The following is a 19,222-nucleotide window of genomic DNA, read 5'->3' on the forward strand; positions in this document are numbered from 1 at the left end:
CAGACTGGTTAGGATTTGAAGTTGAAGGGTATGTATTTGTCACTCTTATTTACTGGGTTATCTGCTTCAGTATGTCGCAATACTCAAAATCTATTGAACGCAAATTTAATACAGAGCATTAATTGCAATAATCAATAAATTGATACTTATTTTTAAATGATGCCTGTTTAACATTATTAGTCAAAAAGGAAATTTCATGTCCGCAGAAGAAAACATGATCACAATGCAAAAAGTTAATAAATGGTATGGGGATTTTCACGTACTCAAAGATATTAATTTAACCATTAAAAAAGGCGAGAAAGTGGTTATTTGTGGTCCGTCAGGATCGGGGAAATCAACCACTATCCGCTGCTTAAATGGTCTTGAAGAATTCCAAAAAGGCAGCATTACCATTAATGGGACAGAGCTGACCGACGATCTTAAAGTGGTGCGTCATATCCGCGCAGAAGTGGGCATGGTATTCCAACACTTCAACCTATTTCCGCATCTTTCCGTGCTCGAAAATCTGCTTTTAGCACCTATCTGGGTACATAAAAAACCGCGTAAAGAAGCCATTGAAACGGCCATGTATTATCTTGATCGCGTAAAGATTTTAGATCAGGCATATAAATATCCGAATCAACTATCCGGTGGGCAGCAGCAACGGGTCGCTATTGCACGCTGCTTATGTATCAACCCTAATATTATGTTATTTGATGAGCCGACCTCTGCATTAGATCCAGAGATGGTTTCTGAGGTACTTGATGTAATGGTCGAGCTTGCAGATGAAGGGATCACCATGATCTGTGTTACTCATGAGATGGGCTTTGCCAAAAAAGTCGCTGATCGTGTTATCTTTATGGATGCAGGGCAAATTATTGAAGAGAATGAACCGCAGCAGTTCTTTGATAATCCGCAGTCGGATCGCCTCAAGCTATTTTTAGAACAGATTTTGTCACACTAAAAGTGATCAAAGGTTAACGCGCAATACGCGTTAACCTTTCTAGAAAAAATGAACCGATTTCATTTAATTAGTTAAGCTAATATTATCCACCATTAGAACAACACCACGTTGCTTACCCCAGTCGGGTAATATCGCAAATGGGATATTCACATTAGTGATATCTAGGGTTGAACCAGACTGATTAATTAAGTCAGCCAGTTTGATTTTATAATGCGCCCAACTGTCCTCTTGAGGTTTTTTGATTACATAATCGCCAGAACTACAAGGGTAGAAACAATCCATTTTGATCACCAGCCCGCCTTTCTTTCTCGGATCAAATTTTACTTTCAGATCGAATTCAAGATAATCATATTCAGCATAATTCTCGCCATTAACAGTTTCAAAAAATGCAATGCCTTTATCTGTATAAAATTTAATGCGCGTAACTTGACCATGGTCAACGTCACTTACCTGCGAAACTATCAATCGGTCATATTGTACAAATTTATTCAAGTGAAAAGGAGGTTCAACTTTATCCGCATAAATAGTAAGAATCTTTTTAACTTTCTCTTCACGCTCGTCTGCGGCAATTCCAGAAAGGACTAAAGCAACTTGAGCGGCTTTAGCAACTTGTGCTGCTTGAATAATTTCAGCCTCTTTCGCTGCTTGTGCGATTTGAGCAGCTTCCGCTACTTTTGCAGCTGCAGCGATTATAGCGGCTTTTGCAACTTTCTCTGCTGCTTTTACAGCTTTCTCCGCTGCTGCTATTTCCGCAGCTTCTGCTTTTGCAGCTTTTGCAGCTTTTAGTGCAGCAATAATCTTAGGATCATCCTTAATAACTTCATTAGGATAACCTTTTTTGGCATCTGCTTTTTTTACGATGCAAAGTTTAGAAGCATCACTTGAACTTAAACAGAACTCATTTAAGGCTTGATCAAGTTTTTTAAGACAATGTTGAAAAGAGTTTTTTACTTTTTCCGGTATATCAGCCCTGGTATAAACTGGCATCTCTTTTACCGTTCGTCCCTGACGAATAAATACTTTTTCTGCATCTAAGAAACGAGTGAATAAATCTGTGTTATAAAACAGATTACCATGCTTGGACGCTTTTTCCCTATATTCATAAATTTTCCCATTATTCTCATTATGGAAAGATAATGTGGTCACTTTATTCGCTTTCATCCCATGTGGTAACCAAGATTGCATCCCAGTTTTTATCTCGCCATTATTAAGCTCGGCTTGGAAATTATAAAAGACAGGAAACCCCTCATTCGTCAGATAATTACCATTTTTATAGTTCAAAGTACAAGCAGAATCTCCTATATTTTGTACTGTCACCTCACGGTTCTTATTTGTCTCATGAGCAAGTGTCTGCACATCTGCAATTACTGAACATGAGATAAAACTTAAAGCTGCAATTAAAATTTTACTGTGCATATTTTATAAAATCCCTTTTTTAAGATACGAGAGCCAGCTGCTTCTATCAAAATAGCAAACATGAATATATTTCTCCGCATGAGTATTTTTTTTAAAGTTCACAAACAGCCCCACACCAAAATGTAAGCGCTTACTTATAAAGCAATGAAAAATGACTAAATCCGTAGATCTAGCCCATACTTGCCTCCGATTTGATAATAACCGCTATTTAATCAATGCGTAAGCACTATAAGATGAGTATACAGATTAAAATACAAACAAAAAGAGAGCTACAACACACAAGTAAGCGCTTTCACCCAAAGGGCTATTCACCAGATTATGCTGCAGGTATGTTTTAGCGCTATTTTGTAGCTTACTCATCAATATTGGCGAAACAGGTTACGCTGTACTGCTATCCTTTCGGCGTCACCGTTGGCCGAGATGCCCTTGATTATATTCCCCTTAGTTAAGGCGTACTCTCTATTTTGCAAGTGAGCGGCTTTGCTGGGCAAAAAAAAAGGTTAACGAATTTATTTCGTTAACCTTTTTTTACTCTTGTTTATGCAATTATTAGCGCTTTAATTACTCAAAGCAGCAATGTAACACTGCGTTGACAATAATTGAAAATGCTGAATTCACATTAGTAGTTAGTCATAACAACACTATCGATAATAAATGCAACACCACGTTGATTCCCAAAATCAGGAAAAATAGCAAAGGGTACATTCACATTAGCAATATCAAGGTTTGAGCCGGGATTGTTAATTAAATCTTCCAAGCGCACCTGATAGTGCTTCCACACACCCAGTCTTGGTTTTTCAATTACGTACGGACCCGAGCTGCAAGAATCAAAACAATCCATTTTGATATTTAGCTTACTATCAGCACGATGATCAGATATTAGCTTAAGATCAAATTCAATATAGATATATTCAGAATAATCTATACCGCTATTACTCGCATAATATGCAACACCACCATCGGCTGGATAATTAACACGCATAACATTACCACGCATCCCCCCTTTAATTATTTTCGCTATAGCAGGATCATTATGGCCAAATTTATTAAGATGGAAAGGAGCTTCAACGTTGTCAGCAAAAATAGTGAGTTTCTTCCTGTTTTTGGCGGCAGCCGCTTTATCAACTGCAGCCTTAAATGCTTTCACCCTAGCTTCTCTGAGTGCTTTAGCTACTTCAATGGCTACGGCCGCTTCAAAAGCTTTGTTTGCTTCAAGTGCTTTAGTTGCGTCAAGTGCCCTGGCTTCTTTAAGTGCTTTGATTTTGGCTGCAGCAATAAACTCAGGATCATTCTTAATAAGCTCATTAACGGAACCCTTGTTGGCATTCGCTTTTTTAGCTATACACAATTTAGATGCATCATTCGAGCTTTTACAAAACGTCAGCAATGCTTTATCGAGCTTCTTAATACAGTTTTTAAAGACGTTTATTGTTTTATTCGATATCTCTGCCTTTTTATAAACAGGCATATTTATTGTCACCCCCCCCTGGCGCATGAGTATTTTGTCTACAGCCAAAAAGTGAGTTAATAGGTTCGTTTTATAAAACAGTTCGCCGTACAAGGAAGTATTGTCAGTATATTCATAGATTTTCCCAATAGTCGTATCATGAAAAGATAATATACTCGGCTCTCCAGGTTTAATCCCATGCGGCAACCAAGATTGCATCCCCTCTTGTAATTCCCCCTCATGAAGTTCAACTTGGAAGGTATAAAAGATAGGCATCCCCTCACTCGTTAGGTAGTCACTATTTTTATAGTTCAATGTACAAGCCGTATCACCGACATTTTGTACTGTTACCTCGCTTTTTCCGTTTACATCGTGAACGAGAGTCTTTACATCCGCGATCACTGAACAGGACATAAAGCTTAAAGCTGCGATTAATAATTTCATTTCCATATCTGATAAGATCCCTATTTAAATAATTTTAGCGAGTGCAATTAACCTTTATATCAGTCAGCTCTAATATTGATTAGCATTGAGAAACATAATTAAGTTAAATATACCATGTGTGGTAAATAAATTAACTGCTACGCACGATCAATCAAGCATAAAAAGTAAATAATAGCGTTTAAGAATCAACTTTAACTGATTGAACGTTAACTCTTTAAGTAACGCTGTTCCCACTTTTTAAAAACGTAAATAACAGAAAAGGTTAAGCACATATATAAAAGGCCCGCTGCTAAATACGCTTCAAAGGGGGCATAATATCGCGCATTCACTACGCGAGCCGCGCCTGTGATATCAACAATAGTCACCACACCGGCAATCGCACTGCCATGAATCATAAAGATCACCTCATTACTGTAGGCTGGTAGTGCACGCCGCAATGAATTGGGTAAAATGATTCGCCGTAAAATTTTCCACCTGCTCATGCCATAAGCTTTAGCCGCTTCGAGCTCTCCTTCGGGCACAGTTCCAATCACACCGCGTACTATCTCTGCGGTATAAGCACCGGTATTTAATGTAAAGGCTAATAATGCACAGAACCAGGCATCCTGAAAGTAATCCCACAACCAACTTTCCCGCAGCCAATCAAACTGCGCACTTCCGTAGTAAATAATAAACAGCTGCACTAATAATGGTGTACCGCGAAAGAAGTACATATACGAACCAATAACGCCTCTAACCAGCCGGTTTTCGCTACTTTGTAAAATACCAGCAGGGATCGCAATCAGCAGACCTAACAGTAATGAACCAGAGACAAGCAGCGCAGTAGTCCATAGCCCTTCGAGGTATAACGGGTATTCATTAACAATAATTGATAAATCCATCTCTACCTCGTTTTAATTGTATATTTACGTTCAGCCCAATTTAAAAACGAGCTTGAAATAAAAGTAAATAAAAGAAAAATAAAGGCAACGGCTAGATAAAAGGTAAATGGTTTTTGGGTCGAACCTGCAGCATCCCCAGCAATCTTAACCATATCCTGTAAACCAATAATAGAGACTAACGCCGTTGTTTTTAATAAAACCTGCCAGTTATTGCCTATCCCCGGCAGGGCATGACGCATCATTTGCGGAAACATTACCCGGGTGAATATTTTAGACCTGCTCATACCATAGGCCGTAGCGGCTTCTAGCTGGCCTTTTTCAACAGACATAATTGCACCGCGAAATGTTTCCGCCATATAGGCTCCAAAGATAAAACCTATGGTTATAATGCCGGCAAAATAGGGGCTAATATCGATATAGTCAGGTAAAAATGCGTACCACTCATGGGCAGCATCAAAACGGGTAACCGTTTCATTAAGCCATTCATTTAACCGGTAACTTAAATCATTAACCAGCATCTGACCGCCAAAAAAGATCAGCAGCATCAAAATTAAATCGGGAATACCGCGAATAATAGTGGTGTATAACGTCGCGATACTTTTTAAAATAAGCGAATGTGATAATTTGGCTAGTGCACCGAGCAGCCCCAGAACAACCGCCAGTAATAATGAAAGCAATGCAACTTGAACGGTTAACCATGCACCTTCAAGCAGTATATTCTGGTAATTTTGCAGTTCAAGCATAACTGTTTCTTATCGGTTACAACCGCAAAGGACGATTTTAAGCCTTCGCGGTTGAGTTAATTAATACTTATTGGTCACTACCATAAACATCGAAACTAAAGTATTTATCTTGTATTGTTGTATAAGTTCCGTTTGCACGGATTGCGGCAATTGCACGGTTAAACTGCTTAACGAGATCCTGATTTTGTTTGCGAATTGCAATACCCGCACCTTCACCAAACCACTTAGGATCATTAAGCTTAGGCCCGATAAATGCGAATTTATCACCGCCATCTTTCTCTAACAGCCCGCCAGTAATAGCAGCAGAGTCTGCCAGTACAAGATCTAAGCGGCCCGCTTTAAGATCAAGGTATGCTTCATCGGCTGAGCCGTAACGCTTGATTTGAGCGCTCGGATAATTATCTGAAATATACATATCCATTGAGGTTGCTCGCTGTACGCCAATCTTTTTATCAGCCATAAACGTGTCTGTCGCCTGATATTGCGCACCTTTCAATGCCACAAAACGAGCTGGAATATGCTGATATTTATTAGTAAACGCCACTTTTTTCAAGCGTTCTTCAGTAATGTCCATGGTGGCAATAACTGCATCAAATTTGCGGGACATTAACGCGGGAATAATGCCATCCCAATCTTGTTTTACAAAGGTACACTTAGCTTTCATCTCCTCACATAATGCATTGGCGATGTCGATATCAAAGCCGGTTACACTGCCGTCGGCTTCCGTTTTACTAAAAGGAGGGTAAGCGCCTTCCACGCCAATACGAATCTCTTTCCATTCTTTTGCCTGCGCGGTATTGAAAGACAAAGCAAGTAGTGTGATTGCCATTTGCATCCAGCATAAAGTGATTTTTTTCATTTTAGTTCCTTATGTTACGGTAGATAAGTTAAGTGAAATTACTAAGAACTGAAAAATAAATTCAGATCCAGTGAGTGTTATTAATAAACAGATGAAATAAATTTTTTGAAACGTTCTGATGATGGATTTCCAAAAACCTGCTCTGGTTTTCCCTCCTCTTCAACTAAACCTTGATGTAAAAACAGTACTTTATTAGAAACATCACGCGCAAAGGTCATCTCATGAGTAACAACCAGCATAGTCCTTCCCTCTTCAGCAAGACCACGCATCACATTTAACACTTCGCCGACTAATTCGGGATCAAGCGCCGAGGTAGGTTCGTCAAATAACATCACTTCAGGTTCAACAGCCAGCGCACGTGCAATCGCGACGCGTTGCTGCTGTCCACCGGAAAGCTGACCTGGAAAAAAACCTTTTTTTTCATATAAACCGACACGTTGTAAAATTGCTTCCGCTTTCACAATCGCTTCTTTTTTAGGTACCCCTAAAACATGTACCGGTGCCTCAATAACATTTTCTAATACAGTCATATGCGACCACAAATTAAAACTTTGGAACACCATCGCCAAACGGGAACGGATACGTTCAACTTGTTTTATTGAAACAGGAATCAGACCTCTTTTTTTATCCTGTTTCATTTTGATTAACTCACCGTTTACCAAAATATCACCCGAGGTCGGCGTTTCAAGTAAGTTCACACAACGCAAAAGTGTACTTTTACCTGAGCCAGAAGCCCCCAAAATAGAGATAACGTCACCTTTGTGCGCATCTAAATCGATACCTTTTAATACTTCATTATCTGCGAATGATTTATGCAGATTTCTTATTGATAAGGTTGGTAAACTCATAGTTAATATTCATTTTTATTGACAATAAATCTCATTGTACCTGCTTTATAGATTTAAATTAATAAAATTAATACAAAGCTTTGCTCTGCATATTATTTATTAAAACATGAATAACTATTCAGAAATAAAGGCTGTATATGTGCGTCCTGGCACGCAAAAAAGAGCTCAAAATCGATCTGAAATGTGAGCTAAATCTTATTTCAACTATTTTCTTTACAAAAAAAATAGTCGTGCTATTGTCCGCGCGATTTATCCATCCATTAATATAAAAAGGTACATTGCGTGTCACAAACTATTAACTATGCTAATCCAGCCCCCCTTGGCCTAATGGGCTTTGGTATGACCACTGTTTTACTTAACATCCATAACGCGGGTTTTTTCCCAATGAGCGCAATGATTCTTGCAATGGGCCTTTGTTACGGCGGTATTGCGCAAGTTATCGCGGGTATACTTGAATTTAAAAAAGGTAACACCTTTGGACTAACTGCATTTACTTCTTACGGTTTTTTCTGGATCAGCCTAGTCGTACTCATTGTTTTTCCTAAACTTGGTTTGGCTGATGCAACGCCACATGGTTTTATGGCTTGGTATCTGGTGATGTGGGGTATCTTCACTGGTTTTATGTTTGTCGGTACGCTGCGTGGCAATTTTGTGCTTAGATTTATATTTGCCAGCTTAACAGTACTCTTTTTTCTGTTGGCTGTGCGTGATTTCACAGGCTCAAAACTGATTGGGACAATTGCTGGTTTTGAAGGAATTATCTGTGGATTAAGTGCGATCTACTTAGCCATGGCTGAAGTGATCAATGAACAATTAGGAGAAACCGTTTTACCAATCGGTGAGCCAAAATAATAATTCCTGATTTTTAATCTCTATTGAAAAACCGAGTTAATCTCGGTTTTTTTACATCTGCGATTTAGAATAAACACAAAATAAGAGCAAACCGTAAATATTCGTTTCCTCTTTTCCGCGATCCTTCCTTAGATTGTTACCGTCGTGCTCCTCTGTATCCTCAATAGCAATAGGCAATGATAAGCAACCGACACACAGTTTTACAGTGTAAAGAAGGGCTGAGAGTTTCTGTCTGCGCTCTTCACCATTATTTGAGGCATAGATGAGAGATCTGCACTAGGCCATCTTCGCTCTTTCTAAATTTTTAACAGGCATAAAAAAAGGAAGCCAAAGCTTCCTTTTTTAACTAATCAATCAAATGATTACTCAGCAGCTGGAACGTCTTTCTTTTCCATTGCATCGATGACGGTTAGGCGGCAACTTTCTTTAAAGAGAGTGCCTTGGCGATCAACTTCTAACACTTTTTAACTTCTTGACCTTCTTTTAGATGGTCAGAATTTTATGTATACGCTCTTCACCATTATTTGAGGCATAAGATGAGATATGTGCACTAGACCATCTTCGCTCTTTCTAAATTTTTAACAGGCATAAAAAAAGGAAGCCGGAGCTTCCTTTTTAATTAATCAATCAAATGATTACTCAGCAGCTGGAACGTCTTTCTTTTCCATTGCTTCTTTGATGCTTAGGCGAACACGGCCTTGGCGATCAACTTCTAACACTTTAACTTTAACTTCTTGACCTTCTTTTAGATGGTCAGAAACTTTCTGTATACGCTCTTCACAGATTTGCGAGATGTGCACTAGGCCATCTTTACCTGGAAGAATGTTAACGAACGCACCGAAGTCAGCCAGACGAACAACTTTACCTGAGTAGATAGTGCCTACTTCAACTTCAGCTGTAAGCGATTTAATGCGGTTGATTGCATCTTCTGCCTGCTCACCAGATGTTGCAGCAATTTTAACTGTGCCATCATCTTCGATTTCAATCGTGGTGCCCGTTTCTTCACAAAGAGCACGAATTGTTGCGCCACCTTTACCAATAACGTCACGGATTTTATCCGTTGGGATTTTGAGAGTGTGAATGCGCGGTGCAAATTGAGAAATATCAGCGCGACCTTTTGGAAGAGCTTCATCCATTACAGATAAGATATGTAAACGTGCTGCTTTTGCCTGGTTTAAAGCAATTTGCATGATTTCACGTGTGATACCTTCGATTTTGATATCCATCTGCAGTGCAGTAATACCTGCAGTTGTACCGGCAACTTTAAAGTCCATATCGCCAAGATGATCTTCATCACCTAAGATATCAGAAAGAACAACGAACTCTTCGCCCTCTTTCACAAGACCCATAGCGATACCCGCAACAGATGCTTTAAGCGGAACACCGGCATCCATCAGCGCTAGCGATGCACCACAAACAGAAGCCATTGAAGATGAACCGTTTGATTCAGTAATTTCAGAAACAACACGTACTGTGTACGGGAAATCTTCCAAAGAAGGCATAACCGCTAGAACGCCACGTTTAGCTAGACGGCCATGGCCAATCTCACGACGTTTAGGAGAACCCACAAAACCAGTTTCGCCTACACAGTATGGAGGGAAGTTATAATGTAGTAAGAAGTTATCTTTCTTCTCGCCCATTAGGCTGTCAATAATCTGTGCATCACGTTGGGTGCCAAGTGTAGCAGTAACTAATGCTTGTGTTTCGCCACGAGTGAACAGTGCACTACCGTGAGTACGTGGCAGAACGCCAGTCATTACGTTCAACGCACGAATGCTTTGCGGATCACGTCCGTCAATGCGCGGCTCACCTTTAATGATGCGTGTACGAACCACTGTTTTTTCTAAATCGTGCAGGTATTCACCTACTTGCTTAGCTTCTAATGTTTCGTCGCTTGCTAATAATTTAGCTTTAACTTCAGTAGTGATAGCTTTAATGGCATCGTAACGCTGCCCTTTATCACTGATCTGGTAAGCTTCTTGGAAACGCGTTTGTGCTTCTGTTGCAATCGCAGCATCTAATGCTTCGTTGCGTGCAGGCGCAGCCCAATCCCAAAGAGGGCGAGCAACGTCAGTTGCAAATTCTTTAATCGCTTCAACAACAACTTGCTGTTGATCGTGGCCGTATACAACCGCGCCAAGCATAACATCTTCACTTAAGATGCCCGCTTCAGATTCAACCATTAATACTGCGTTATCTGTACCAGATACCACAAGGTTAAGATCACTTGTTTCTAATTCTGTTTTGGTCGGGTTAAGTAGGTATTGACCTTCTTTATAACCAACGCGTGCACAGCCGATAGGACCATTAAATGGCATACCAGAGATAGAGAGTGCAGCTGATGTTGCAATCATAGCAACGATATCTGGGTTAATTTCAGGGTTGATAGAAACAACCGTTGCAATCACTTGCACTTCGTTTTTAAAACCTGCTGGGAAAAGAGGACGAACTGGACGGTCAATAAGACGTGCAATTAACGTTTCTTCTTCACTTGGGCGGCCTTCACGTTTGAAGAAACCACCTGGAATTTTACCTGCAGCGTAGGTTTTTTCTTGGTAGTTAACAGTCAGAGGGAAGAAATCACGCTCTTGATTGTCAGCATTTTTACCAACAACAGAAACGAATACACAAGTATCGTCCATGCTACACATTACAGCGGCAGTCGCTTGACGAGCCATTACGCCCGTTTCTAGTGTTACCGTATGTTCGCCATACTGGAAACTTTTTACAATAGGAGTCATTTTTTTTCCTTTAATATAATTATTTTCGTTTTGCTTTTTATCGCGCCGATAGTATACGTCAAAGTTTTTGCTTTAAAACTTTTTTGCAGTTTTTTTTTAGAGTTTTTAGGAGGGGGATGAGTAAATAGCATTTATTTGAATACCATGATGTTAAAGCATTTGCTTATTTGTTGATGAAACTCACTCCTAGCGCCAATAATATAGAGTGAGTTTTATATAACTATTGATTATCACTAGTTAACCAATTTTTTGCATTAACGCTTGCTGAGAAGCAATCGTCACTTCCCGTTGTAAACGCACCATGACACTACGTATGAAGTTTTGCGACATTTCAAGTTTGTCTGACACAAAAGGCATACCTAATACTTGCATTAACTTTTTAATGAATAATAAAACCCAATACGAAATATTTTCAGCAAGATTAACCCCTTTCGCTAATATGTACGCTAGCTTATCAATCAAAGTAATTGATCCACCGACTAGTCCAGCTAATGCTGTATGTGCTGCTCCTAAGCACTTCTTTAGTACCCAGACTAATGCTTGCTCTAACCATCCAACAACAGTAACCGTTAATGAGTTAGTTTCCTTGCTCTCTAACCAACGAGCAATGCCAAAATCAGTTTTCTTTTCTTCTACAAAACCTTTTAACTGTGGCCAATTCCCTTCTCGTTTAATAGTTGCTATATACATATCCATACCATGATATGTCGCAGAAAAATTACTGCCAGGGGACGGTAAATAATAATCACCACCAGAAAAAGGGACGTGGGTATAAGGCCAAGGCAATAACTTAGGAACAGGATCTGTTTTATGGTAAGCCCTAAAAATATTTTCACTGTTTAATTTTTGTGTGATATTTTCAGCAAAACTGGCTAAACCAGTTCTAGGACTACCAAAAGTATACAAATAAGTGCTTTTACTCGTACTGACCCAGTTCGCACAAAGAGTCGCTAAAGCACCGCCTAAACTATGACCCACACAATGCACAGTATGAATCCCATGACGGGGTTGGTTAATCACATTAACAAAATCTTTTAAGCGTGGTTTCATCGTATTAAATGTATTATGGAAACCTCCATGTACTAGATGACCCGACTCACTTCTAGATGTTGCTATATGACCGTTAGTGAGCCAATCAGCAAGCAACTGAGTACCTCGAAATACGATAAATGCGTGGCCTTTATAAGGTGCTTTTTTACCTAATAAAACAAAGCCAAAACCTGTTGATATTTTAAATCCAGGAGGCCCACCTGTTTTCGCTGTTAATAAATTATCATCCGCAAAACTAAAGCTCCCTTTATAAAGCCTATTCAACAAACGTAAGGCATCCTCTTTAGTTAGTTGTTTTGTTAATGCATATACATCATCAGCTATTGTTGCAGCGACTATGGCAGATTGCGCATTAGACATGTAATACTCCTAAATATTTATCCAAATAAACTACTTCTATCATCAGGATCAGCTTCAACGTCCCATGTACATAAACTAAAAATTGGAGATCTTTCTACAATTATAAAGTTCAGTTCTGGCAGGGTTAACTCACAACTGACGTGCAAAGGCTTACCTCGAGCTTCAGAGTTCTCCTCTGATTTTCTTTTTGTACCACTCCACATTTCATATTCTTTACCATCATAAAATGCTGTAATTTTTTGCGCAACTACAAACTCCATTGGTAAAACCGCACTAAGAAGGCTGCTACGGTATATCGGAGAAAAATGAAACTTGCCATTTTCATCAGTTACTGTTTCGTCGTATTGAGCTTTATTGTAATCCACCATACGTACTAACTTTACGCCAGCCGCAGGTTTACCTTCAAAATTAACTACCCCTGTCATCTCTGAAAACAGGCACTGTTTTATACTCACCGCAGTTACTCCATATGAAAATATTAATAATAAAATTAGTAAAATGTGTTTTTTCATCATATTCCTACTTATACCAATCCGTTAATTCGCTTCTCTATTTATGTGCAACAGAAATAATTGTATCGCTGCATGGAAAAACAGTACAAAGCCGCATTTTAGTTAACAACAAAAACAAGATGAGAGTTGTTGTCAAACGATAATATTTAGCGATTGACGTAAATATTATAATTTAACCATACATATCTAAAAAAAAACACAAAAAAAGCAAGGAACTAAGCTTTCAGAACAGAACTTAAAAATGACAGGGATTTTAAAAATCAGTATAAGGTGAGGAAATGGCTAATAATTAGCGAGTGTGGGGTGTTGAATTGTTTCGTTTAAATTAAGAGGAAAGCAAAACGTATGCTATTTATATTCTGATGATAATGTTGCAGTGATCCTTGCCATTTTAAAACTCCTTATCTACATTACTTGGTTGAAAATCATCATATTCATCTTCTTTGTCTTCTTCATGAACAAAAAAACTTGACCTATCACTAGGTGGATCGGGCTTCACATCCCAAGTACAGTGACTATAGATCAAGTTCCCATTGACCTTAATATAACTCGCTTCTTCTAACGAAAGTTCACATGAAACAACTAATGGCTTACCGCGCGCTTCATAGTTTTCAGTGCTGTCCATGGTTGTGGCTTCCCAGACTAAATATTCTACCTCGTCTTTATAAGCAGTAATCTTTTGATTAGCCACAAATTGCATCGGTAGAAACTTCCCAATTATATTACGACGATAAAGTGCAGGGAAATGAAAGTTTCCATTTTCACCGGTCACTGTTTCGTCGTATTGAGCTTTATCGTAATCCACCATACGTACTAACTTTACGCCGGCCGCTGGCTTACCCTCAAAATTTATAACGCCTGTCATCTCTGAAAACAGGCACTATTTAGCTATACCTTTACTTCCCACAGCAGTCACTCCATATGAAAGAATTAATAAGAAAATTAGTACCACTTTTTTCATCACAGCCCGATTCAGCACTTGTTAACTTTTTATCTCTAGAAACCTGAAATTTTCCAAAATCGTGCGGGCCGATGATGATTGTCACTGCCATTTTGAGGACGGCTAGGATCCCCTGTCAAAATTAAAACCCCATTTTCGACACTCACGTCAATAATGGTACCCGCCTTGTAGCTAAATTTAGCTATATCATGCCCTTGAGGATATTTACTTGAATACAGCCTTATTGTACTTATTCTGGGCTGGGTACAATCACCACCAAAACCAAAAATAAAGCTATCTTGATAATAAATAGCAATAACGCCATCAAAGCCTTTTGCTGTTAAAATCTTTGGCGGAATAGAAGAAAAATATAGATCTGTAGTAAGTAATATCACCTCAAAGCTATTTAAGTCAATTTGCCATAAATACGTACCGAACGCCTTGGGAGCAGTAGCCATCCCACTTAGTAAAACAATCTGTTCATTAACATAATTTGCGGATTGAATCTTCATTTTAGAGAGGTCTAATTCATGAAGAAGTTTACCTATTTGATTATCTTGACGTTCATAAATACTGTTTTTTTTAAATATGAGTTCCCTCTCTGTGTTGCCTAAGCGTAAAGAGATCACGGCGGTATGTTGGTCTTCATTAGAAAATATGTCTCTTTTGATCAACTTGCCTTGCGATGTTAAATCTAATTTTTCAGAGAGAGGAAGTGCAGATTTATGTTTGCGGTCAACATTAATCACTTGCTGTGTTACATTTTCTTTTTCTTCAACTTGTATATTATTATCAAGTATCTGCACAGTAGAAGAAAACCAAATTTTTACTTCGGTAATTTTTCCGACAAATATTAGATTAATTAACACCACACTGAGCACACAAAATACGATACCAAAAGAGATGATCAGCAACCATTTAAGCACTTCCATATAGACTCCATACATTGATAAAAATACAATTGAAGATAAAATGATATTCTTTTTAGGGAATCCTCTTACTTAATGATTTTATTCTATAGCTAATTTACTTGCTTTAGATACAAGCAAACTTATTCAATCAATAACCGCTTATTTTCCAAAATCTAGCTCGCCGTTCAAAATCATCTACCATGGACTAGAGAAATAAATTATCCATCAACCACCTCGGCATCAACAATAACGTCTCTTATATAAATGAATATTAATAATAAATTTTTAACTCTTCGCGACGATAGAATGTCGCCATTACATTTTTCTACAGGCACAAAAAAAGAGCCATAAGGCTCTTTTTGAAGTCAGGGTTTAAGTCGAAATTAACGACGTAGACCTAATTCTGCGATTAGTGCTGTGTAAGCAGCAACATCTTTACGCTTTAAGTAGTCAAGTAATTTACGACGTTGACTTACCATGCGTAATAGACCACGACGGCTGTGGTGATCATGGATGTGCTCTTTAAAGTGACCTTGTAGATGGTTGATTTGTACTGTGTACAATGCAACTTGTACTTCAGAAGAACCAGTATCGCCTTCAGAACGACCAAATTTAGCTACAATTTCAGCTTTTTGTTGTGCACTTAGTGACATAACATACTCCGATATTTTGTGGTTAAGTGAATTAACCTATTTAAATTATTATCGCCGATCACTAATTCAGCGATAAAGTGAGCGCATATTTTATATATTAAGCAGATACTACGCAATGTTTATTTACATCTGATTTAATCTTAACTGATCAGCAAAGCCAATTAAAAATTGTATATCACAAATTAAAACTTATTCCATAGTCGAGGACTATTTTTAAATGTAAACCATTTGTTGTTTTTATATTATGCGAATAGACTCGTATATTAATCAATACGAATAAAGCATTCATCCAATTAAAATAATAACCAATAAAGTCGCCATCTAATTAAAATTCACTACAAAACAGATGAATTGTATGGGAGAAGTTAACTTACATGACCGCATTTCTGATTATAGCAGGTGTGTGTTTTTTACTTTCTAGCCTTAAACCTACTATTTTTATCTGCAAACAAGATAATAATGTCGGTTGGAAAATTTTACTGACTTTTATTATCTTATTTATCTTCGGTTACCTGATTTTCCTTTATTTTTTATACGCTAAGACTTCACCCACGTTTATTGAAAAAAGCCTATCTCTGATTCTATTTGGAGGGGGCATTTTTGTTATGATGGTTATTAGATTAAGCCAGAAAAGTATTAACAAAATTCATAATATTTCCCATCAAGAAAAATATAATTCACTTCACGATTCACTAACAGGGCTTGCTAATCGCCAACATTTTTTAAGTGTAATTAACAAAAAAAGTGAGCAAGCAAAACCTTTTTCGGTCTTTGTTTTAGATATTAATCGCTTCAAACAGATAAATGATATGCTCGGACATAGCTTTGCCGATCAGATTCTGATAAAAATAGCATCAGTGATTCAAAGAAAACTACCTAACGACTGTTTTATTGCTCGGGTCGGTGGCGATCAATTCATGCTAATATCGAATGCAGTTACAGATAAAGATATTAGCAATTTAATGCGCACTATCCATCTGACACTCAAATCCCCTTTCAGCATCAACAGCTATAATCTTAAAATCAGTATCTCTATCGGTGGCGCCCTCTTCCCAAAACATTGCACTCAGGTTCCCCTCCTATTACAGCAGGCAGATGCAGCAATGAGTGAGGCGAAAAAGAAACAGATCGAATATATAATTTATAATGAAAATTTAGAGAGTGATGCGCAGTCTCACCTTGAAATATCCAGTAAGTTACACTGCGCCCTTGAGAAGAAAGAATTCGAGGTACATTACCAACCACTAATCAAGATTCAAACAAGTGGCCTCTATCACTTTGAAGCGCTGATCCGCTGGCCAGTAGCAGAAGGAAGCTTCATTCCGCCAGATAAATTTATTCCCATTGCAGAGCAGAACAACTTGATTAAATGGATAACGCTTTTCGTTTTAAATGAAATTTGTACACACTTGCAGGTGCTTAAACAAACCAGTATTGATGCCTGTATCCATCTCAATTTATCAGCTCTAGATCTGCAGGATGACTATCTTTCAATACAGCTTGATGAACTCATTAAACAAAGCAGAATTTCACCACATCAGTTGGTTTTAGAAGTGACTGAAACGGCGGCGATGAATGATATGGCTACCACTAAAGCGGTATTGCTGCGGCTCTCTCAGCAAGGTTTTTTAATCAGCCTCGATGATTTTGGTACAGGGTACTCTTCTCTTTCCATGCTCCTAGAACTACCTATCCATCAGATTAAGATTGACCGCTCTTTTGTAACCTTGATGCAACAAGAAAAAAACCATTATTCAATTGTTAAATCGCTTATTTTCCTAGCACACCAGTTAAATTGTTCAGTGGTCGCTGAAGGAGTTGAAACAAAAGAACTTGCAGATCAATTAATTTATTTAAAATGTGATTATTTACAAGGCTACTATTACAGCAGACCGTTACCTATTAATCAGCTTATTGGTTATTGTCAGCAAACAGAAAATTAAAACATGAATATCTATATTGAAGTAACTTGCCTACGGAAAACTGTTTAATCTTCTAATTCAAGGCTAATACCCGTGCAACCCTTCTCGCAACTCACACCGACTTCGCTTGTAACGGAAACACTCAATTTAAGGGGGCGTTGGCAAGTAGCACAAAGCACGGTTTCACCTCTACCTATTTTTTTGATCAAATTGCGCTGTTCGTTAAATGAGTTAGCTGCAGATTTATTAATTGCGGAAAAGTCTAATTTAGCCATTTTGTTACCTCGCTGCGCATCTAAATTCCCACGCAGAGCATGGGAACTAGTAATAGGGCCGTTTTAATAAGGTTTACAGATTAGCGAGACGTTTAGGTGCGATTAAACCATCATCATTCATCTCTCCGACACCAATAAAGGTATGTTGATCACCAACTGTGATGCGCACAACAGTGTCACTCGGCGCGCCAAATACCTGCACAGGCTGACCATGTAAAACATAGTCCCCCATCTCTTCTGTGACATTCACTTCGGGAAAGTTTTTAACAGCAGTGTCCATCTCTAATAAAAGCGGATCTAATAGCTCATAAGGACTGATATCTGACTCTTTAGCCTGCTCAATTAACGCTTCCAACTGATCAATAGTGACCATTCGCTGATAGGGATAATCAGCAACTTGGGTGCGGCGTAACATCGACACATGTGCACCACAACCGAGTAATTCACCTAAATCGTCAACGATAGTACGAATATAAGTGCCCTTACTGACGTGGATATCTAAATCAACTTCATTGTCTTCAAAACGTAACTGATTTATTTCATAAACAGTGATCGGCCGCGCGTCACGTTCAATGGTGATACCTTCGCGCGCATATTTATAAAGCGGCTGGCCTTTATGTTTTAATGCAGAATACATCGACGGTACCTGCATAGTTTCACCGCGGAAAGTATCTAACGCCTGATCAAGCTGCTGTTGAGTAACTGCAACTGGCCGTTCGCTAACCAGCTCACCTTGTGAGTCGCTGGTCGTTGTGCGCACACCTAATGTTGCAGTAACAGTATAGCGTTTATCGGAATCGAGCAAAAACTGAGAAAATTTTGTGGCTTCACCTAAACAGACGGGCAACATCCCAGTTGCAAGCGGATCCAATGCCCCGGTATGCCCTGCTTTATTAGCAAAAAAGATACGTTTAACACGCTGCAATGCATGATTTGAACTAATATCTGTTGGTTTATCTAATAAAACGATGCCGTTTATTGAGCGCCCCTTTCCCCGTCTTGCCATTACTTTTCGTCCTCTTCCGTTTTACCTGATTCTGCTGATTTAATCTTATCACTTTTTATAGCGCCGCTGACTAACTCAGAGATGCGTAAACCTTCCGTTAATGTTTCATCAAAACAGAAGCGAACCTCAGGGACGATACGCAATTGCATCGCTTTTCCCAATAATCTGCGGATATAACCAGAAGCAGCATTCAGACCTTCAAGAGATTCATCGTTAGTCTGATCACCAACAGTCAAAAAAGTAACAAATACCTTTGCATAAGCTAAATCACGTGTGAGATCAACTCCCGAGATAGTGACCATGCCGATGCGCGGATCTTTTACTTCTTGTTGTAATATACGTGCCAGTTCTTTTTGCACTTGCTGCGACACACGTGAAGAGCGGCTATATTCTTTTGCCATTTGTAACTCCAGAATCAC

General features: G+C 38.7%; 18 protein-coding genes. 3 read left to right on the plus strand and 15 right to left on the minus strand.

Annotation, left to right across the window (positions count from 1 at the left end):
* Positions 1-214 precede the first annotated feature (214 nt).
* The gene (locus tag ACJAT7_RS06020; protein ID WP_415225937.1) at positions 215-943 is read left to right on the plus strand and encodes an amino acid ABC transporter ATP-binding protein; all 729 of its coding nucleotides are present in this window, start codon (positions 215-217) and stop codon (positions 941-943) included.
* Between the two features lie 63 nt (positions 944-1,006).
* Here ACJAT7_RS06020 and ACJAT7_RS06025 read toward each other — a convergent pair whose 3' ends face one another.
* The 6 genes from ACJAT7_RS06025 to ACJAT7_RS06050 form a co-directional block, all read right to left on the minus strand.
* Entirely contained in the window at positions 1,007-2,359 is a 1,353-nt protein-coding gene (locus tag ACJAT7_RS06025; RefSeq protein WP_415225903.1) for a hypothetical protein, read from the minus strand.
* Between the two features lie 619 nt (positions 2,360-2,978).
* Complete coding sequence (locus tag ACJAT7_RS06030) at positions 2,979-4,256, minus strand: hypothetical protein (RefSeq protein ID WP_415225904.1); 1,278 nt, start codon at positions 4,254-4,256, stop codon at positions 2,979-2,981.
* Between the two features lie 200 nt (positions 4,257-4,456).
* Entirely contained in the window at positions 4,457-5,131 is a 675-nt protein-coding gene (locus ACJAT7_RS06035) for an ABC transporter permease (protein ID WP_415225905.1), read from the minus strand.
* Positions 5,132-5,133: 2 nt separating this feature from the next.
* Positions 5,134-5,874 carry an ABC transporter permease gene (locus ACJAT7_RS06040; protein ID WP_415225906.1) on the minus strand — a complete coding sequence of 247 codons (741 nt, stop codon included), beginning with the start codon at positions 5,872-5,874 and terminating at the stop codon, positions 5,134-5,136.
* A 67-nt stretch (positions 5,875-5,941) separates the two neighbouring features.
* Positions 5,942-6,733, minus strand: coding sequence for an ABC transporter substrate-binding protein (locus ACJAT7_RS06045; RefSeq protein ID WP_415225907.1), 792 nt, complete (start codon positions 6,731-6,733; stop codon positions 5,942-5,944).
* 80 nt (positions 6,734-6,813) lie between these two features.
* Positions 6,814-7,581 (minus strand): ABC transporter ATP-binding protein, encoded by a 768-nt coding sequence (locus tag ACJAT7_RS06050; RefSeq protein ID WP_415225908.1) that lies wholly within the window; start codon positions 7,579-7,581, stop codon positions 6,814-6,816.
* A gap of 282 nt (positions 7,582-7,863) precedes the next feature.
* On the opposite strand from ACJAT7_RS06050, the gene ACJAT7_RS06055 reads away from it, so the two are divergent.
* Positions 7,864-8,433, plus strand: coding sequence for an acetate uptake transporter (locus ACJAT7_RS06055; protein WP_415225909.1), 570 nt, complete (start codon positions 7,864-7,866; stop codon positions 8,431-8,433).
* Positions 8,434-9,068: 635 nt separating this feature from the next.
* Here ACJAT7_RS06055 and pnp read toward each other — a convergent pair.
* From pnp to rpsO, 6 genes are all read right to left on the minus strand, one after another.
* Positions 9,069-11,174 carry a polyribonucleotide nucleotidyltransferase gene (gene pnp / locus ACJAT7_RS06060; protein ID WP_415225910.1) on the minus strand — a complete coding sequence of 702 codons (2,106 nt, stop codon included), beginning with the start codon at positions 11,172-11,174 and terminating at the stop codon, positions 9,069-9,071.
* A gap of 237 nt (positions 11,175-11,411) precedes the next feature.
* Positions 11,412-12,584, minus strand: coding sequence for a lipase family protein (locus ACJAT7_RS06065; protein ID WP_415225911.1), 1,173 nt, complete (start codon positions 12,582-12,584; stop codon positions 11,412-11,414).
* 17 nt (positions 12,585-12,601) lie between these two features.
* On the minus strand, positions 12,602-13,096 hold the full coding sequence (locus ACJAT7_RS06070; RefSeq protein WP_415225912.1) for a DUF6795 domain-containing protein: 495 nt from the start codon (positions 13,094-13,096) through the stop codon (positions 12,602-12,604).
* A gap of 391 nt (positions 13,097-13,487) precedes the next feature.
* Positions 13,488-13,961: a DUF6795 domain-containing protein gene (locus ACJAT7_RS06075; protein WP_415225913.1), complete on the minus strand. Its 474-nt coding sequence runs from the start codon at positions 13,959-13,961 to the stop codon at positions 13,488-13,490.
* Positions 13,962-14,092: 131 nt separating this feature from the next.
* Positions 14,093-14,968: a hypothetical protein gene (locus tag ACJAT7_RS06080; protein WP_415225914.1), complete on the minus strand. Its 876-nt coding sequence runs from the start codon at positions 14,966-14,968 to the stop codon at positions 14,093-14,095.
* A 362-nt stretch (positions 14,969-15,330) separates the two neighbouring features.
* Positions 15,331-15,600 (minus strand): 30S ribosomal protein S15, encoded by a 270-nt coding sequence (rpsO, locus tag ACJAT7_RS06085; protein ID WP_415225915.1) that lies wholly within the window; start codon positions 15,598-15,600, stop codon positions 15,331-15,333.
* Between the two features lie 374 nt (positions 15,601-15,974).
* On the opposite strand from rpsO, the gene ACJAT7_RS06090 reads away from it, so the two are divergent.
* Positions 15,975-17,543 (plus strand): putative bifunctional diguanylate cyclase/phosphodiesterase, encoded by a 1,569-nt coding sequence (locus ACJAT7_RS06090; protein ID WP_415225916.1) that lies wholly within the window; start codon positions 15,975-15,977, stop codon positions 17,541-17,543.
* Between the two features lie 44 nt (positions 17,544-17,587).
* Here ACJAT7_RS06090 and ACJAT7_RS06095 read toward each other — a convergent pair whose 3' ends face one another.
* The 3 genes from ACJAT7_RS06095 to rbfA all read right to left on the minus strand — a co-directional run bounded on the left by ACJAT7_RS06095 (position 17,588) and on the right by rbfA (position 19,204).
* The gene (locus tag ACJAT7_RS06095; RefSeq protein ID WP_415225917.1) at positions 17,588-17,797 is read right to left on the minus strand and encodes a hypothetical protein; all 210 of its coding nucleotides are present in this window, start codon (positions 17,795-17,797) and stop codon (positions 17,588-17,590) included.
* A gap of 73 nt (positions 17,798-17,870) precedes the next feature.
* Positions 17,871-18,803, minus strand: a complete 933-nt coding sequence (gene truB, locus ACJAT7_RS06100; RefSeq protein ID WP_415225918.1) for a tRNA pseudouridine(55) synthase TruB — start codon at positions 18,801-18,803, stop codon at positions 17,871-17,873.
* The gene (gene rbfA / locus ACJAT7_RS06105; protein WP_415225938.1) at positions 18,803-19,204 is read right to left on the minus strand and encodes a 30S ribosome-binding factor RbfA; all 402 of its coding nucleotides are present in this window, start codon (positions 19,202-19,204) and stop codon (positions 18,803-18,805) included. Before rbfA ends, truB begins: the two co-directional genes overlap by 1 nt.
* Positions 19,205-19,222 lie beyond the last annotated feature (18 nt).

Origin of the sequence: Psychromonas sp. (assembly GCF_047632995.1) — a bacterium.
Classification (GTDB): Bacteria; Pseudomonadota; Gammaproteobacteria; order Enterobacterales; family Psychromonadaceae; genus Psychromonas.

What these genes read in the sequence shown, in the direction of transcription:
- ACJAT7_RS06020 (WP_415225937.1), top strand. Translation starts at nt 215, where the DNA reads ATGATCACAATGCAAAAAGTTAATAAATGGTATGGGGATTTTCACGTA.
- ACJAT7_RS06090 (WP_415225916.1), top strand. Translation starts at nt 15,975, where the DNA reads ATGACCGCATTTCTGATTATAGCAGGTGTGTGTTTTTTACTTTCTAGC.
- ACJAT7_RS06070 (WP_415225912.1), bottom strand. Translation starts at nt 13,096, where the DNA reads ATGAAAAAACACATTTTACTAATTTTATTATTAATATTTTCATATGGA.
- rbfA (WP_415225938.1), bottom strand. Translation starts at nt 19,204, where the DNA reads ATGGCAAAAGAATATAGCCGCTCTTCACGTGTGTCGCAGCAAGTGCAA.
- ACJAT7_RS06040 (WP_415225906.1), bottom strand. Translation starts at nt 5,874, where the DNA reads ATGCTTGAACTGCAAAATTACCAGAATATACTGCTTGAAGGTGCATGG.
- ACJAT7_RS06080 (WP_415225914.1), bottom strand. Translation starts at nt 14,968, where the DNA reads ATGGAAGTGCTTAAATGGTTGCTGATCATCTCTTTTGGTATCGTATTT.
- pnp (WP_415225910.1), bottom strand. Translation starts at nt 11,174, where the DNA reads ATGACTCCTATTGTAAAAAGTTTCCAGTATGGCGAACATACGGTAACA.
- ACJAT7_RS06095 (WP_415225917.1), bottom strand. Translation starts at nt 17,797, where the DNA reads ATGGCTAAATTAGACTTTTCCGCAATTAATAAATCTGCAGCTAACTCA.
- ACJAT7_RS06045 (WP_415225907.1), bottom strand. Translation starts at nt 6,733, where the DNA reads ATGAAAAAAATCACTTTATGCTGGATGCAAATGGCAATCACACTACTT.
- rpsO (WP_415225915.1), bottom strand. Translation starts at nt 15,600, where the DNA reads ATGTCACTAAGTGCACAACAAAAAGCTGAAATTGTAGCTAAATTTGGT.
- ACJAT7_RS06075 (WP_415225913.1), bottom strand. Translation starts at nt 13,961, where the DNA reads ATGACAGGCGTTATAAATTTTGAGGGTAAGCCAGCGGCCGGCGTAAAG.
- ACJAT7_RS06035 (WP_415225905.1), bottom strand. Translation starts at nt 5,131, where the DNA reads ATGGATTTATCAATTATTGTTAATGAATACCCGTTATACCTCGAAGGG.
- ACJAT7_RS06025 (WP_415225903.1), bottom strand. Translation starts at nt 2,359, where the DNA reads ATGCACAGTAAAATTTTAATTGCAGCTTTAAGTTTTATCTCATGTTCA.
- truB (WP_415225918.1), bottom strand. Translation starts at nt 18,803, where the DNA reads ATGGCAAGACGGGGAAAGGGGCGCTCAATAAACGGCATCGTTTTATTA.
- ACJAT7_RS06050 (WP_415225908.1), bottom strand. Translation starts at nt 7,581, where the DNA reads ATGAGTTTACCAACCTTATCAATAAGAAATCTGCATAAATCATTCGCA.
- ACJAT7_RS06065 (WP_415225911.1), bottom strand. Translation starts at nt 12,584, where the DNA reads ATGTCTAATGCGCAATCTGCCATAGTCGCTGCAACAATAGCTGATGAT.
- ACJAT7_RS06030 (WP_415225904.1), bottom strand. Translation starts at nt 4,256, where the DNA reads ATGGAAATGAAATTATTAATCGCAGCTTTAAGCTTTATGTCCTGTTCA.